The organism is Acidisphaera sp. L21 (assembly GCF_009765685.1).
Taxonomy (GTDB): domain Bacteria; phylum Pseudomonadota; class Alphaproteobacteria; order Acetobacterales; family Acetobacteraceae; genus LMUY01.
This window is the reverse complement of the sequence record NZ_LMUY01000096.1, coordinates 65,134-79,432: the sequence shown is the minus strand read 5'-3', so window position 1 is coordinate 79,432 and position 14,299 is coordinate 65,134. Positions and strand designations below refer to the sequence as shown.

12 protein-coding genes are annotated in these 14,299 nt (G+C 65.2%); 3 read left to right on the top strand and 9 right to left on the bottom strand.

The annotated features are described in order from the left end of the window. From GSQ76_RS31310 to GSQ76_RS19550, 3 genes are all read right to left on the bottom strand, one after another. Positions 1-319, bottom strand: a 319-nt coding sequence (locus GSQ76_RS31310) for an ABC transporter ATP-binding protein (protein WP_216851175.1), incomplete at its 3' end; no start/stop codon positions are given. Then, positions 312-1,124, bottom strand: a complete 813-nt coding sequence (locus GSQ76_RS19555; protein WP_158745789.1) for an ABC transporter permease — start codon at positions 1,122-1,124, stop codon at positions 312-314. The genes GSQ76_RS31310 and GSQ76_RS19555, both read right to left, overlap by 8 nt. Further along, positions 1,124-1,972, bottom strand: a complete 849-nt coding sequence (locus GSQ76_RS19550) for an ABC transporter permease (protein WP_158745788.1) — start codon at positions 1,970-1,972, stop codon at positions 1,124-1,126. Before GSQ76_RS19550 ends, GSQ76_RS19555 begins: the two co-directional genes overlap by 1 nt. A 92-nt stretch (positions 1,973-2,064) precedes the next feature. Between GSQ76_RS19550 and GSQ76_RS19545 the strand changes: the two genes are divergently transcribed. Then, positions 2,065-3,132, top strand: coding sequence for an ABC transporter substrate-binding protein (locus tag GSQ76_RS19545; RefSeq protein ID WP_158745787.1), 1,068 nt, complete (start codon positions 2,065-2,067; stop codon positions 3,130-3,132). A gap of 14 nt (positions 3,133-3,146) precedes the next feature. On the opposite strand, the gene GSQ76_RS19540 is transcribed toward GSQ76_RS19545, so the two are convergent. Genes GSQ76_RS19540 through GSQ76_RS19510 form a run of 6 tightly spaced genes read right to left on the bottom strand, consistent with a single transcriptional unit; the run spans position 3,147 to position 11,280 of the window. Then, entirely contained in the window at positions 3,147-3,890 is a 744-nt protein-coding gene (locus tag GSQ76_RS19540) for an SDR family NAD(P)-dependent oxidoreductase (protein WP_158745786.1), read from the bottom strand. Continuing rightward, positions 3,890-5,884, bottom strand: coding sequence for a hydantoinase B/oxoprolinase family protein (locus GSQ76_RS19535; RefSeq protein ID WP_158745785.1), 1,995 nt, complete (start codon positions 5,882-5,884; stop codon positions 3,890-3,892). Before GSQ76_RS19535 ends, GSQ76_RS19540 begins: the two co-directional genes overlap by 1 nt. Continuing rightward, positions 5,881-7,932 carry a hydantoinase/oxoprolinase family protein gene (locus GSQ76_RS19530; RefSeq protein ID WP_158745784.1) on the bottom strand — a complete coding sequence of 684 codons (2,052 nt, stop codon included), beginning with the start codon at positions 7,930-7,932 and terminating at the stop codon, positions 5,881-5,883. The genes GSQ76_RS19535 and GSQ76_RS19530 overlap by 4 nt, the downstream gene beginning before the upstream one ends. A 14-nt stretch (positions 7,933-7,946) precedes the next feature. After that, positions 7,947-9,596: an iron ABC transporter permease gene (locus tag GSQ76_RS31305; protein WP_216851174.1), complete on the bottom strand. Its 1,650-nt coding sequence runs from the start codon at positions 9,594-9,596 to the stop codon at positions 7,947-7,949. Beyond that, positions 9,593-10,675 carry an ABC transporter ATP-binding protein gene (locus tag GSQ76_RS19515; protein ID WP_158745783.1) on the bottom strand — a complete coding sequence of 361 codons (1,083 nt, stop codon included), beginning with the start codon at positions 10,673-10,675 and terminating at the stop codon, positions 9,593-9,595. Before GSQ76_RS19515 ends, GSQ76_RS31305 begins: the two co-directional genes overlap by 4 nt. Beyond that, positions 10,672-11,280: a cupin domain-containing protein gene (locus GSQ76_RS19510; protein ID WP_216851173.1), complete on the bottom strand. Its 609-nt coding sequence runs from the start codon at positions 11,278-11,280 to the stop codon at positions 10,672-10,674. The genes GSQ76_RS19515 and GSQ76_RS19510 overlap by 4 nt, the downstream gene beginning before the upstream one ends. 148 nt (positions 11,281-11,428) lie before the next feature. On the opposite strand from GSQ76_RS19510, the gene GSQ76_RS19505 reads away from it, so the two are divergent. Together GSQ76_RS19505 and GSQ76_RS19500 are read left to right on the top strand one after the other, a co-directional pair. Next, entirely contained in the window at positions 11,429-12,466 is a 1,038-nt protein-coding gene (locus GSQ76_RS19505; RefSeq protein ID WP_216851172.1) for an extracellular solute-binding protein, read from the top strand. A 27-nt stretch (positions 12,467-12,493) separates the two neighbouring features. Then, positions 12,494-14,299, top strand: a 1,806-nt coding sequence (locus GSQ76_RS19500; RefSeq protein ID WP_158745780.1) for a hydantoinase/oxoprolinase family protein, incomplete at its 3' end; no start/stop codon positions are given.

The window sequence follows — 14,299 nt, the reverse complement described above, 5'->3', positions numbered from 1 at the left end:
CCCCGCGCATGCGCAGGCCGAAGCCGACATTCTGTGCCACGCTCATATGCGGGAACAGCGCGTAATCCTGGAACACCAGCCCGATATCGCGACGGAAGGGCGGCAGGCGCTCCACCGGCCGCCCGGCGAGTTGGATGCTGCCGCCATCCGGCTGCTCGAACCCGGCGACAAGGTTCAGCGTCGTCGTCTTGCCGCAGCCGGACGGGCCCAGCAGGGTGACGAACTCACCGGGGGCGACGTCCAGCGAAATGCCGTCCACCGCGGCGGTGCCATTGAACAGCTTGCGGACGGTGGTCAGGCGAAGGGCGGGTTCAGCCACGCGATTGCGCTCCGTAGATGAAATCGCCGATGCGGAAGAAACGCTGCACCACCAGGATCAGCATTAGCGGCACCGCCAAGGTGATCACCGCCACCGCGGCCAAGGTGGGGGTGAAGCCGAATTCGAGGAAGCCGAGGATGGTGACGCTGATCGGCTTGATCCCCGCGGCGGCCAGAAACAGCGACACGCTGTAATCGGTGAAGGATTGTATGAACGCGAACACCCCGCCGGCGAACAGCCCGCTCTTGATCAGCGGCAACGTCACCAACAGGAACACCCGAAACGGCGAGGCGCCCAAATTGGCCGCCGCATCCTCCGCCCGGCGCGGCATGGAGCGCAGGCTGATGGCGATGGTGCGCACGGTGAACGGCAGGCAGATGATGGTGTGGCCGATCAGCAGCGCCGGAAAGCCGAACAGCGAGCCTAGTCCGATCAATTGCAGCATTTGCAGCAGCGCGATGCCGGTGACCAGCGCCGGCAGCACAACCGGGCCCAGCACCAGCCCCTCCAGCGCGGCGCGACCGGTGAACTTCGTCCGCACCAACACGAGCGCCATCGGCAACCCGAGCAACGTCGCCACCACAGCCGCGGCGGCCGCCAACTCGATGCTCAGCGCCAGCGGTTCCAACCAGCGATCGGTCAGCGCCTCGTTCCACCACCTTAGGGAGAACCCGACGGGCGGGAATTTGGACTGGTTGATCGAGTTGAACGAGACCGACGCGGTGATGATGATGGGGATGAAGATGAACGCGTAGACCAGCGCCACCACCGCACACAGCCCGGTCCAGGGCGTGACCCGGCGCATCAAACCGCCTGCCGCCGGGCGCCGAGCACGACGCCAACCACCAGCAACGCCATCGAGCTGAAGATCAGGATCGCGCCCATCGCGGACCCGAGCGACCAATCATCCAGCGAGGTGAGGAAATCATAGATCTGCGTCGCCATGGTGGAAGTCGCCGGGCCACCGAGAATGGCCGGCGTGGCATAGGCGCTGATCGACAGCGAGAACGCCAGCAGGAAGCCGCCGACCACGCCGGGCATCGACAGCGGCAGGGTCACGTTCCAGAAGGTGCGCCAGCGCGTGGCCCCCAGGCTCATCGAGGCTTTCTCCAGATGCGGGTTGATGCCGTTGAGCGCGCTGAGGATGGTGAGCACGCCATACGGCAGCAGCGAATGGGTGAGCCCGATCACGATCGCGGCGGAGGATGGCAGCATCGCCAGCACGCCGATGCCGGGTGCAATGGCGTGCACCAGGTCGTTGATCGCGCCATCGCGGTTCAGCAGCACCCACCAGCCATACGTCCGGACAACCACGCTGGCCAAAAGCGGGGTGAGCGACAGCGCGATCAGCAAGCCCTTCCAGCGGCTGGTGGTGCGGGCCAGATAGAAGGCGAGCGGGTAGGACAGCACCACGACCAGAACGCCCACCACGGCGCCGATCCAGAAGCTGCGGATGATGGCGCGTTGGTAGAGCGGGCGGGATAGCAGGTAGCTGAAATTCTCCAGCGTCACCTGGTTGGTGATGACTTGTGATTCGGATTTCAGCAGGCTGGTGGTGAGCAGGAAGGCGTTCGGCGCCACGAAGAAGGCCAGCAAGAATACCGACGGCAGGCCCACCATCAGCGCCGCCCGCCACGTCATCTTATGCATCATGGCGCGCCAGCCTCGTCATGGGGCTGGGTATTGCATTGATTTTCGCAGCGCAAAAGAGAAATGATGGCCGAGCACCTGAAAGGCAAATCCTTATGCTCCTCTCTCGCCGCAAAACCTTGGGCGCCGCGGCTGGCGCCGTCGCCACGGCCGGGCTGGGCCGCCGCGCCTACGCCGCCGATACGCTGACCGTCACCGCATATGGCGGCGAATATCGCGATATTTTTATCAAGACCGTGATCGAGCCGTTCGAGAAGAAATTCTCCTGCAAGGTGATCTACGACGAGAGCAACGGCACCGATCCATATCCCCGCGTCCGCGCCACCCGTGGTTCCCCAGGGTTCGACGTGGTGGGGGAGACGACGGCCCCGATGCTGATCCTGGGCGCCAAGGAAAAGCTGTTCGAGCCGATTACCGAGAAAGAGGTGCCGAACCTTAAATACGCGTTCAAGAAAAGCAGCACCGTCATTCCGCCGGTCGGCATCGTGCAGACCTACCAATATCTGGCGATGATCTGGGACACCAAGACGCTGGAGAAGCCGACCTCCTGGCTGGACTACTGGCAGGCCGGGACGAAATATGGCGAAAAGGTCAAGGGCCACGTCATCACCCATGGCCCGTCCAACTTCCCGCTGCTGGCCTACGCGATGATCATGGGCGCGCGGTCGAAGGGCGGCGGGGAGACCAACATGGCCCCGGCGTTCGACCTGCTGAAGGGGCTGAAGCCCTATATCGGCACGGTTGCCGCGACGTCCGCCCAGGCGGTGCCGTATATGGAGAACGAGCAGGTTTGGATCATGCCGTTCTGGAGCGCGCGTGCGGCGCTGTACGCGGCGCGCGGCCTGCCGTTCGGCTATACCGTGCCGAAGGAAGGCACGATCGCGCTGGCGAACTGCGCGGCGGTGCCGATCGGCGCCGCGAATAAGAAGCTCGCATTCGAGTTCCTGAACTTCCGCCTGGAACCGGACATCCAGAAGAGCTTCTGCGAGGCATATTTCTCCAGCCCCGGCCGGCCGGACATCGCCGGCTTCGCCCCCGCCTTCGTCGATCAGCAGATCACCACCGAGGAGGCGATGGCCAAGATGGTGTTCCCCGACGACAGCCTGATCGCCGCCAAGCAGCGTGAGTGGACGCTGCAATGGCAGGAGATCATGTCCACCTAGCGCAACGATGGCGGCTAGTTCACCCACTGGCCGCCATCGACGTCCAACACCTCGCCGGTCATGAAATTCGGCGTGACCGTAGCGAGGAAGGCGGCGACCTCACCAATATCCTCCGCCGTGCCGAAGCGGCCCATCGGGATGGATCGCAGCACCGATTCCTCGTGTTTTTCCAGCATCGCGCGCGTCAGGTCGGTGTCGATGGCGCCGGGGCAGATGGCGTTGACGGTGATGCTGGGCGCCAACTCCTTCGCCAACCCACGCGTGAGGCCCAATACGCCGGCCTTGGCTGCGCAGTACGCGAATTTGCTGACGGCGGAGAAGCCGGCACCGGTGTTGGCGCTGACGGAGGAGATGTTGACGATCCGCCCGCCGCCCTGCGCCAGCATGCCCGGCGCGATCGCCTTGCACCAACTGAACATGCTTTTCAGATTGGTGTCGATCGTCACGTCCCACTCGGTTTCGTCGATGTCCAGCAGGCCCTTGGGTTGGCTGATGCCGGCGTTGTTCACTAGCACGTCGACCCGGCCGAAACGCTGCACCACGCTGGCCGCGGCGGTTTGCACCCAGGCATAATCGCTGACGTCACCCAGCAACGGCATCGCGGCGACACCCATCGCCTCGGCTTCCGCGATGGTGGCGGCCAATGGCGCTTCCAGCCGGTCGGCCAGTGCGAGCGAGAAGCCGCGCTTGGCCAATGACAGGGCGATGCCACGGCCGATGCCGCGGGCGCCGCCGGTGACGATTGCAATCTTGTCCATCAAACACTCTCCAATCGGCGCGGGGCGGGGACGTCGGAATATTCCGCCTGCACCTTGGCGAACAATTCCGCCAGCGTGGCGCGTGGTTCGCCGGTGCGGGGCATCAGCTCGAACAATTTGCCTTTCACGAAGAAGCGCCAATGCACCGGCAGGCCGGCCAGCAGCACCGTCAAATCGTGATAGATCTCCGCCGTCCACAGCGCGTCATGGGCGTCACGCTCCGGCCCGAAGGCGAAATGTGGTGCATCACCGGCGACGCGCAGGCTGGCACGCTTCGCCGCCGTTGCGGCGGTGTCGACGGCGCCGTCCTGGATCACCACGCCATACGACTCCGCCGCCGCAGCAACGGACACGTAACCGCGCGCCACGTCTAGCAATACGCGCGCCGGGTCACGATCCAGCGGGTTGCCGCGGCCGCCGCCGCCGGGGGAGTGGATGTGGATGACGTCGCCGGGCTCGCAGGTGAAGGTGTCGGTATTGCCCAGCGGTTTCTCGCGCGCGGTCCCCGGGTTCAGCACCATGTCGGACGGACCGCCTGCCTTGCCACCCAAAATCCCCCAGGGCCGGAACCGCGACCGGTCCCGATTACGGGCGGTGATGCGCGTGTGCGGGGCGGAGACGCGGAAATCCAGCGCCGTCGCCAGGCCGCCGCGATGCAGCCCGGCGCCACCGGAATCCGGCATCAGCCCGTAGCGCAGGATCTGGATCGGCACCTCCGCCTCGGTGATCTCGACGGGGGTGTTCTTCAAATACGCACCATCCGCACCCGAGCCGTTGGTGCCGTCCCGATGCGGCATCCCGCCGGCGCCACCGACGATCGGGTTCACCGCGGCCAGCACCGTGCGGTGGGTGCGATTATCCGTGGTCATCACGTTGATGATGCTGCTGGACCCGGCGGGTGCGGCGGGCATTCGCTCCGGCACGGCCAGGCCGAACACGCCAAAGATCAGGCTGCGCAGCCGCGCGCAAGTGAGGCTACGCATGCCCACGGCGGCTGGGGAATGCGGGTTCAGCACCGTGCCCTCCGGCACGATGCACGTGAACGGCCGCGTCAACCCGGCATTCAAAGTGATCTGCGGGTTCAGCGTGCACAGCACGTAATACACGCCCACCAGCAGCAGCGTGTGATGCGGATCGCCGCCTGTCGGCACGTTCAGCGCAGACGTCAATTGCGGGTCGCTGCCGGTAAAATCTAGGATCGCCGCGTCGCCCTTGATCGTCAGCGTCAACGCCACGCGGCACGGATTGCCGTTGACGGAATCCTCGTCCGCGTAGTCGGAGAAGAAATACTCGCCATCGGGGATGCTGCGCAGCACGTCTCGCGCCTGGTGCTCGGCGTAGTCCAACAGCATGGCCATGCCTTGCGTCACCTGCGGCGCGCCAAATTTGGCCACCATGTCGCGTAATTTCCGTTCGCCGGTATTCAGCGCGCCGACGAAGGCGCGTAGGTCGCCGCGGTTCTGGTCGGGCTTGCGCACGTTCAGCATCATCACGTCGACCAGCTCGTCATTGATCTTGCCGGCGCGGTACAGCTTCATCGGCGGAAAGCGCACGCCCTCCTGGTGCACCTCCGTCAACGCGCGGGACAGGCTGGCGGGAACAGCGCCGCCCATATCGGTGTTGTGGATGTGGCCGCAGGCGAAGCCGACGATATCGTCGCCGTGGAATACCGGCTTCCACATATGCACGTCGGGGACGTGGGTGGCGACGAAGCCGCTATAGGGGTCGTTGGTGAAGCAGATGTCGCCGGGCTCGTAATCCTTGATCATCGCCATGGCGCGGCCATAGGTGATGCCGGGATACCAGGTCGCGCCCAGATCCATCGGCACTGCCACGCACACGCCGGATGCGTCGGTGATTTGGGTGGTGAAATCCTCCGTCTCCTTCACGAAGGTGGAGTAGGCGGTGCGATACAGTGTGTAGGCCATGTTCTCGGCCGCGGCGCGCAGATGGTTGCCCATGATCTGCAACGTCACCTTGTCGATGCTGCTCATGCCGCTTGCTCCCGCCAGCGCAGATGGATGTTGCCGAGCGCGTCCACGTCGCCGGCGAACCCGGCGGGAATGCAGACGGTCGTATCTTCCTGCGCGACGATCGCCGGGCCGCTGAGCGTGTGGCCATGCCGCATGTCTTCGCGCAGATACAGCGGCACCTGGCGCAGCGCGCCGTCATGCCAAACTTCGACGTCACGCAACGGTTTGGCCGCACCCTCGACGCGGGGCAGGCGGGGGAAATCCGGCGGTTCGGTGGCGCCGGCGATCACCAAGCGAAGGTTGACCAGTTGCACCGCGGCACTTCGGTCAGCGAAGTCGTAGATGGCGGCGTGCTGGTCGTGAAAGGCGGTGGCGATCGCGGCCATGTCGCCCTGGGCGAGCCAAGCTTCCTCCAAGCGAACCCCGATCTCGAAGGATTGCCCGAGATAGCTCATATCCGCCAGCACGCTCAGCGTGGCCGTGCCGTCGAACTGCTGTTCTTCCCGCAGCCAACTTTCCGCGCGTTGGCGCAATCCCGCCGCGGCAATGGCGAGCGCCACGCCGGATTCGGCGTCGATCGGCAGCAGCACGGTGGCGACGAAGTCGTTCTTCACCTCGGCGATGAGGCCGCCGAGGGCGGACACGACGCCGGGCCGGCGCGGAATCATGACGCGGGCCATGCCCAATTCGCGCGCCAATAAACAACCCAGCATGGGGCCGGCGCCGCCGAACGGCATCAGCGCGAAATCCGCCGGGTCGACGCCGTAGCGGCCGATCAGCTTATTCACCTCGACGAACATGTTGGAGATGGTGACGCGGATGATCGCCTCCGCCGTTTCCTGCAGCCCCAATCCCATGGCGTTGGCCAACGCGCCAACCACTGCCTCCGCCTTGGCGCGGTCCATGGTGACGGAGCTGTAGGCCAGCGGCGTGTGGCCCAAAAACCCGCACACCGCCATCGCGTCGGTGATGGTGGCCCGGTTGCCGCCGCGACCGTAGCAGGCAGGGCCCGGCGTCGACCCGGCGCTTTCCGGGCCGACTTTCAGCACACCGAAATTGTCGACCGTGGCGATGGATCCGCCGCCATCACCGATCGACGTGACGGAGACGGAGGGGATGAAGAGTGGGAACTCGCCCACCTTTTCGCCGCTGCCGAATTGGGGTTGCCCATCCATCACCAGCGCCACGTCCGCGCTGGTGCCGCCGATATCCAGCGTGAGCGCGTTCGGCGTGTTGGCCTGGCGGGCGAGGAAGGCGGCGCCGATGACGCCGGAGGCGGTGCCGGAGAGCAGCATGTTGACGCAGTTGGTCTTGCCCAGCTCGGTGCTCATCACGCCGCCATTGGATTTCGTCACCATCGGGCGCGCCGCCACACCTTGCTGGCGCAAGGCGTTTTCCAGCGAAGTAAGATAATTACCGACGCGGGGATGCACGTAGCCGTTGAGAATAGCCGTGGTGGTGCGCTCGTATTCGCGGATCACCGGCCAGATTTCGGCGGAGGTGAACACGAACAGATCGGGCGCTGCCTCCCGCAGGATTGCCGCGGCCTCCGCCTCCTGCGCCGGGTTGCGGTAGGCATTGATGAACGCGACGATGACGCCCACCGCACCACGTGCGCGTGCCGCATCGGCGGCGTTGCGAACTGCGGCGGCGTTCACCGGCGTCTGCACCGAGCCGTCCGACATCACCCGGCCGGGGATGCCGAAGATGCGGTCGCGCGGGATCAACGGATCGGGCCGGGCGCAGAACAGGCCGTGCATGTCCGGCATCCGCAGCCGCGCCAGTTCGATCACGTCCTCGAACCCGGCGGTGGTCAGCAGGGCGAGGTCGGCGCCCTTGCGCTGGATCACGGTGTTGATGCCGACGGTGGTGCCGTGGACGAAGGCGGTGACCTCCGCCGGGTCCATGCCGTAGCGCTGCTGCAGCAGGGCGATGCCGTCCATCACCTCCCGCCCTGGCTCCGCGGGCGTGGTCAGCACCTTCAGCGTGTGCAGTTCACGCGTCGACTCGTCCAGGGCGCAGAAATCGATGAAGGTTCCACCTATGTCCACGCCGATGCGCCAGCTCATCGTCTATCCTTTGCTCAAACCGCCGTCAGGCGCTCGATCCCGTAGATCCGGTCCATCACCACCAGTGCCACGATGGCGATGACCATCTGCACGGTGCTGATGGCGGCAATCGACGGGTCGAATTGGTTTTCCATGTAGCTCAGCATCACCACTGGCAGCGTGTTCACATTGGCGCTGCCGAAGAAGAACGAGAGCGGCAGGTTGTCCAGCGACGTGAGGATTGCGAACAACCCGCCAGCAAAGATCCCGGGACGCACCAGCGGTAGTGTGACGTGCCGTACGGTCTGCCACCGGCTGGCGCCGAGGATGGAGGCGCATTCCTCCAATTCCACCGGGATGGCGCGGTAGGTCGCCAGCACGGTGCGCACGATGTAGGGGATGCCGGCGACGGTGTGCGCGATCAGCAGCGCTGTGAAGGACAGGCCCAGGCCTAGCCCGGCCAGGTAGTAGAGCAGTGCGAAGCCGAGCACGATTGCCGGCACGCTGATCGGTGCCAGGAGGAGGTTGGCGAAAGCGCCGGCCAACGGATGATACGATCGGGTCAGCGCTAGCGCAGCGGGGACGCCGAGAACGGCCCCGAAGATGGTAGAAGCAATCGCCAGTTCGATCGACGTCGCGAGCGAGGTGATGAACGGGCGGTATTCGATGATGTGCCAGTACCATTTCAGGCTGTAGCCAGGAATGGGGAACACGATGAACGAGGAGGAGGAGAACGACACCGCCACCACCGCCCCGATTGGCAGCACGATGAACAGCAGGAAAATCCCGATATACAGATACAGCGCCGCCACCGGCAGGCTGGGTAGCTTGTGCCAGCGGATCATGCCAATGCCGCCCGGCGTCGTAGGATTTCGGTACTGCAGAGCGAAGCAGATGATCGCCGCCAGCATCAGCACATTGCCCATGGCGGCGGCGAAACCGATATCCTGGGTGGTGTTGAATTGCTGGTAGATCAGCAGCGACAGCGTGGTGATCTTGCCGCCGCCCAGCAGCAGCATCGTCAGGAAGCTGCCGTTGGTGACGACGAAGGTGAGCAGGCAGCCGGTGGCGATGCCCTCGATGCTCAGCGGCAGCGTGACGTAGAGGAAGGTGCGGAAACGCCCGGCGCCCAGCACGCGGGCCGATTCCTCCAACCGCACGTCCACGCCCTGTAACACCGCGCTGATCGACAGCACCATGAACGGCACCAGCACGTGCACCAGGCCGATATAGACGGCGATTTTCTCGTCGGCGAGGTTCACCGGGTGCGTCACCAGCCCGATCTGGCCCAGCCAGGTGTTCAGCAGCCCACGCCGCGCCAACAGCACGCGCCAACCGAACGTGCGCATGATGATGGAGGTGAGCAGGGGGGCGATGACGAAGAACACGATCAGCGCGTTCCATCGCCCGGCGAAGCGCACCATGAAGAACGCCACCGGGTAGCCGACGACCAGGCTGGCGAGGGTGACGATGACGGAGAGCTGCAGCGTCTCCCAAAGCACGCCAGCGTAGTACGGGTCGGTCAGCAACTTAACGTAATAGCCGCCGAACCCTGTGGCCGCGGCGACGCCGTATTGGGCGCGGAACAGGTTGGCGGCCAGCGGGATGATGAAGAACACGGCCAGGAACAGCACCGCCGGCACGCCCCATATTGGGCTAGCGAGGCGGTAGCCGGCCTTGGTCACGCCGGGTCCCCCAGCACGGTGGCGTTGGCGGCGTGCCAGCCGAGGCCGACCGCGCCATTGGCGGCGATGTCCTGGCGGGTTTGGGCGTAGGCGAAAAGCGGGGCTTCCTGCCCGTCCACCATCAGTTCGTAAGCGAAATAGGCGCCGCGGAACACCACGTCCCGCACCGTGGCGTGCACCCGGCCGGGGGCGGGCGGTCCGATCTCCAGCCGCTCCGGCCGCACGGCCAGGGTAATGGTTTGGCCGGTGGCCAATCCCGGCTGCTGCACCATGCCCTGCGTGCCCGGCTGCACCGACAACGCGACCGACCATTCATCCGGCCCGGCCTGGTGCTGCACCGTGCCGGTGAAGATGTTGGCGGTGCCGAGGAATTCCGACACGAAGCGGCTGCGTGGCCGCTCGTACACCTCGGTGGGCGGGCCGATCTGCACCACGTCGCCGGCATTCATCACGGCGATGCGGTCGCTCATGGTCAGCGCCTCTTCCTGGTCGTGGGTGACCAGGATGGTGGTGATGCTGAATTTTCGCTGTAGCTCACGCAATTCGAACTGCATGCGTTCGCGGAGCGATTTGTCCAGCGCACCCAACGGTTCGTCCAGCAACAGCACTGCCGGTTCGGTGGCCAATGCGCGCGCCAGCGCCACACGCTGCTGCTGCCCGCCCGACAGCTGTTGGATCTGTCGTCCCTCGAACTGGTCCAGCCGCACCATTTGCAGCATGGCGCGTGCCTGCTTCGTGCGCTCCGCCGTGCCGACGCCGCGCATCTTCAACCCGAACGCGACGTTTTCGCCGACGCTCATATGCGGGAACAGGCTGTAGCTTTGGAACACCATGCCCAACGAGCGCTTGTTCGGTGGCAGCCGGGTCACGTCGCGCCCGGCGATGAGCACACGGCCGGTATCCGGTGTTTCGAACCCGGCGATCACCCGCAAGGTCGTCGTCTTGCCGCAGCCGGAGGGGCCGAGCAGGGCCAGCATCTCCCCCTCCGCCACGTCCAGTTGCAGCGGCTTCAGCACCAGGGTCTTACCGAAGCTTTTGCTGATGTTGTCCAGCCGCAGCGGGGCGGGGGGGCGGTTCACAGGTTCCGCTCCACCGGCACGGCGCCCATGATCCACAGGATGCGGGCCGGTGCGTCCTTGGCATTGCGAAAGCTATGCGGGTCCAGGCTGTCGAACAGGAAGCTATCGCCCTCGTTCAGCAACGCTTCCGTGCCGTTGACGGATAGATGCAGCGCCCCCTCCAGCACCATGCCGCCTTTTTGCGCCGGGTAGCTCATGGGCTGGTCGCCGGAGGTGCCGCGTGGCGGGATGTGCAGGATCATGAATTGCAGGCTGCCGGGTCCGCCGGGGGAGAGCAGTTCTTTGCTGAGGTAGCCGAGTTCCAGCCACGGTCGCCGATCGGCGCGGCGCACGAAACCCGGGTCCTCCGGGGCGTGGCGCGGTTCCTCGAACAACGCGCTGATCGGGGCGCCGAGCGCATTGCGCACCTGGGACAGCACCCGAAGCGACGGATTGGCCTGGTCACGCTCGATCTGGCTGAGCATGCCGGTGGACACGCCAGCGGCAAGCGATAGCTCGGCCAGGGTCATGCCCTTCGCCTGACGCAGGGCACGGATGGCGCGGCCAACGCGAGGCACCACGGTGGCATCGTCCGGCAGCGGGTCTTGTTGGAACGAGTCTTGCAAACATGCCCCTTCAGCGTGACGCGATACCGCCCGGTGATTCGATATAATGAAGCTATTCGGCTGACAACCGCAAGACCCGCCGAATCGGCTTGCGTCTACTTCAACATAGTGAAAAGGTTCCGGGCAGATTTCGATGTAGGAGCATGCGATGCGCAACGCGTTGCCTTGGACGATGGCAGCCACCCTCGTGGCCGGGCTTCTGGGCGGGGCGCACGCCGCTGCCGCAGCGGACCTCACCGTCGGCGCATTCGGTGGTGTGTGGGAACAAAGCCTGCGCAAATGCGTCATCGCGCCGTTCGAGAAGCAGACTGGCAAGACGGTGGACGTCGTGCTCGGGTCGCCCACGCAGTGGCTGAACCAGATTGCCGCCAGCCCGGCAAAGCCGCCGCTGGACATCATCTACAACCCAACAGAAACCGCCTACGAGGCGATCGACCGCGGGTTGATCGAGAAATTCGACAAGGCCACCGTGCCGAACGCGTTCAATATCGAGCCGCAATTTGCCGCCATGGGCGGCGGGTTCGGCGTCGTGCACAATTACGGCGCGATGGGCATCATCTACAACACGAGCACGGTGAAGGATCCGCCTAAGGACTGGAAGGCTTTCGTCGAGGGCACGATTGCCGGCAAGTGGAAGGCCACGATGCCCAGCATCAATTATCCCAGCGGCGGGCTGACGGTGTCGATCTGGTCGTTCGCCCGGCTGTACGGCGGCAGCGTGGATGACATCAAGCCGGGCCTGGACATCGTCAAGAAGATGCAGGCAAGCGGCAATCTATCGTTCTGGACCGACCCGAACAGCGTGCTGAACGGGCTGAAGGGCGGCGATATCGACATGGCGATGTATTGGGATGGCCGCGCCTATTCCTTCATCGATGACGGCAATAGCGAGTTCAAATACTACTCGCCCGACCCTGGCGTGATCGTGGCGATGACCTGGATCCAGAAAGTGAAGAACAGCTCCCCCCTCGGGCTGGAATTTGCCAACGTGGCGCTGAGCCCCTCCGTGCAATCGTGTTTCGGCAGCGCCATTCGCTACGGCATTGCCAACAAGGACGCGAAATTCGATCCGAAGATCGCGCATGAGATCACGCCAAGCGACATCCTGATCATCCCGCCCTACCAGCAGATCGCCAAATTGCAGGGCGCCTGGATCGAGGCGTGGAACAAGCAGATTGGCCGCTAGTTTCTCCCAACGAAAGGCGTAAACCGCATGGGCTATCGTGTAGGCGTCGATATCGGCGGCTCGTTCACCGACTTCGCCGTGTTCGACGAAGCCACCCGGGCGATCAAGAGCCTGAAAGTGTTCTCCCGCCCGGACGAGCCGGGTGCGGAGGTGCTGGAGGGCATTCGCCTGCTGCACGATCGGTATGGAATCCCGCCGTCGGAGATCACGTATTTCACCCATGGGACGACGGTGGGGATCAACACCGTCATCCAACGCAAGGGGCTTCGGCTGGCCCTGTTCACGACGGAAAACTTCCGGGACGTGTTGGAACTGGCGCGGCTGAAGATCCCGGACATGTACAGCCTGCTGTCCAAGCGCCCGGCGCCGCTGATCACCCGCGACATGGTGTTCGGCATCGCCGAGCGCATGGGGGCCGATGGTGACGTGCAAACCCCGCTCGACCCGGCCAGCGTGAAGGCGGCTGCACAGGCGGCCGTGGCGGCGGGGGCGGAGGGCGTGGTCATCGCCCTGCTGCACGCCTATCGCAACCCGGCGCATGAGGAAGCGGCCAAGGCAATCGTGCAGGAGGTGGCGCCGGGTTTGCCGGTGTTCTGCTCCAGCGCCACCTGGCCGATCATTCGCGAATACGAGCGCACCATCACTGCCGTCATCGGCGGCTACGTGCAGCCGCGGGTGGCGCATTACCTGTCTTCCCTTCAAGCGGCGCTGAAGCAGGTGGGAGTGCAGCCGGAACCGCGGCTGACCAAGTCCAATGGCGGGGTGATGACGGCCGAGCAGGGTAAAGCGGAATGCGTGCAGATGATCCTGTCCGGCACCGCGTCCGGCGTGATCGGGGCTGCCTATGTCGCGGAGATTTGCGGCCTGCCGCGTTGCATGAGCCTCGACATCGGCGGCACCAGCGCGGACGTTGCGCTGATCATGGACGGACAGCCGCAATACGGCACCGGCGAGCGGATCGGTGAGTTCCAGATCTTCGTCCCCTCCGTCGCCGTTAGTTCGATCGGCGAGGGCGGTGGCTCCATCGCGTCGGTCGACAAATTGGGCGTGCTGAAGGTTGGGCCAGAAAGCGCCGGCTCCCGCCCTGGCCCCGCGTGTTACGGCCGCGGTGGCACCCGCCCCACCATCACCGACGCATTCGCCGCCTGCGGCATGGTCGGCCTGTCGGAGATCGGCTACGCGGCTGTCACCGTGGACCGTGACAAGGCGCGCACCGCCATCGCTCCCCTGGCGGAGAAACTGGGCCTCACGGTGGAGCAAACCGCCGAGGCCATCATCCGCATCGCCGTGTCCGGCATGTATTCGGACGTGAGCGGCCTGGTGTCCCGTTTCGGCATCGATCCGCGGGAGTTTGCCTGCCTGGCGTTTGGCGGCGCCGGGCCGATGATGGCGTGCTTCCTGGCGCGCGAATTGGGCATGAAGGAGGTCGTGGTGCCGCCCGCACCCGGCGTGCTCAGCGCATTGGGCGGCCTGATCGCCGACCTGAAGAACGATTTCCTCGAAACCCTGTATTTGGATCTGGACGACGCAGCCGCCGCCACCGTGCGCACGGCGTTTGCCAAGCTGGAGGCGCGGGCGCTCACCTGGTTGCGGCAGGACCAGGGGTATGACGGGTCTCACCTTCTGTCCTACTCGGCAGAGATGCGATATCGCGGGCAGGCGTTCGAACTGGACACGAAGCTGAATGCTGCCGCGGTCGAGGCTGCGGACGCAACCGCGATGGCGGAGGCGTTCCATTTGGCGCACGAGCAGGTTTACGGCCACGCCGACCGCAAGGCGCCGCTGCAACTGATTGCGATCCGCCTGGTGATTGCCGGGCAGACGGCCAAGCCG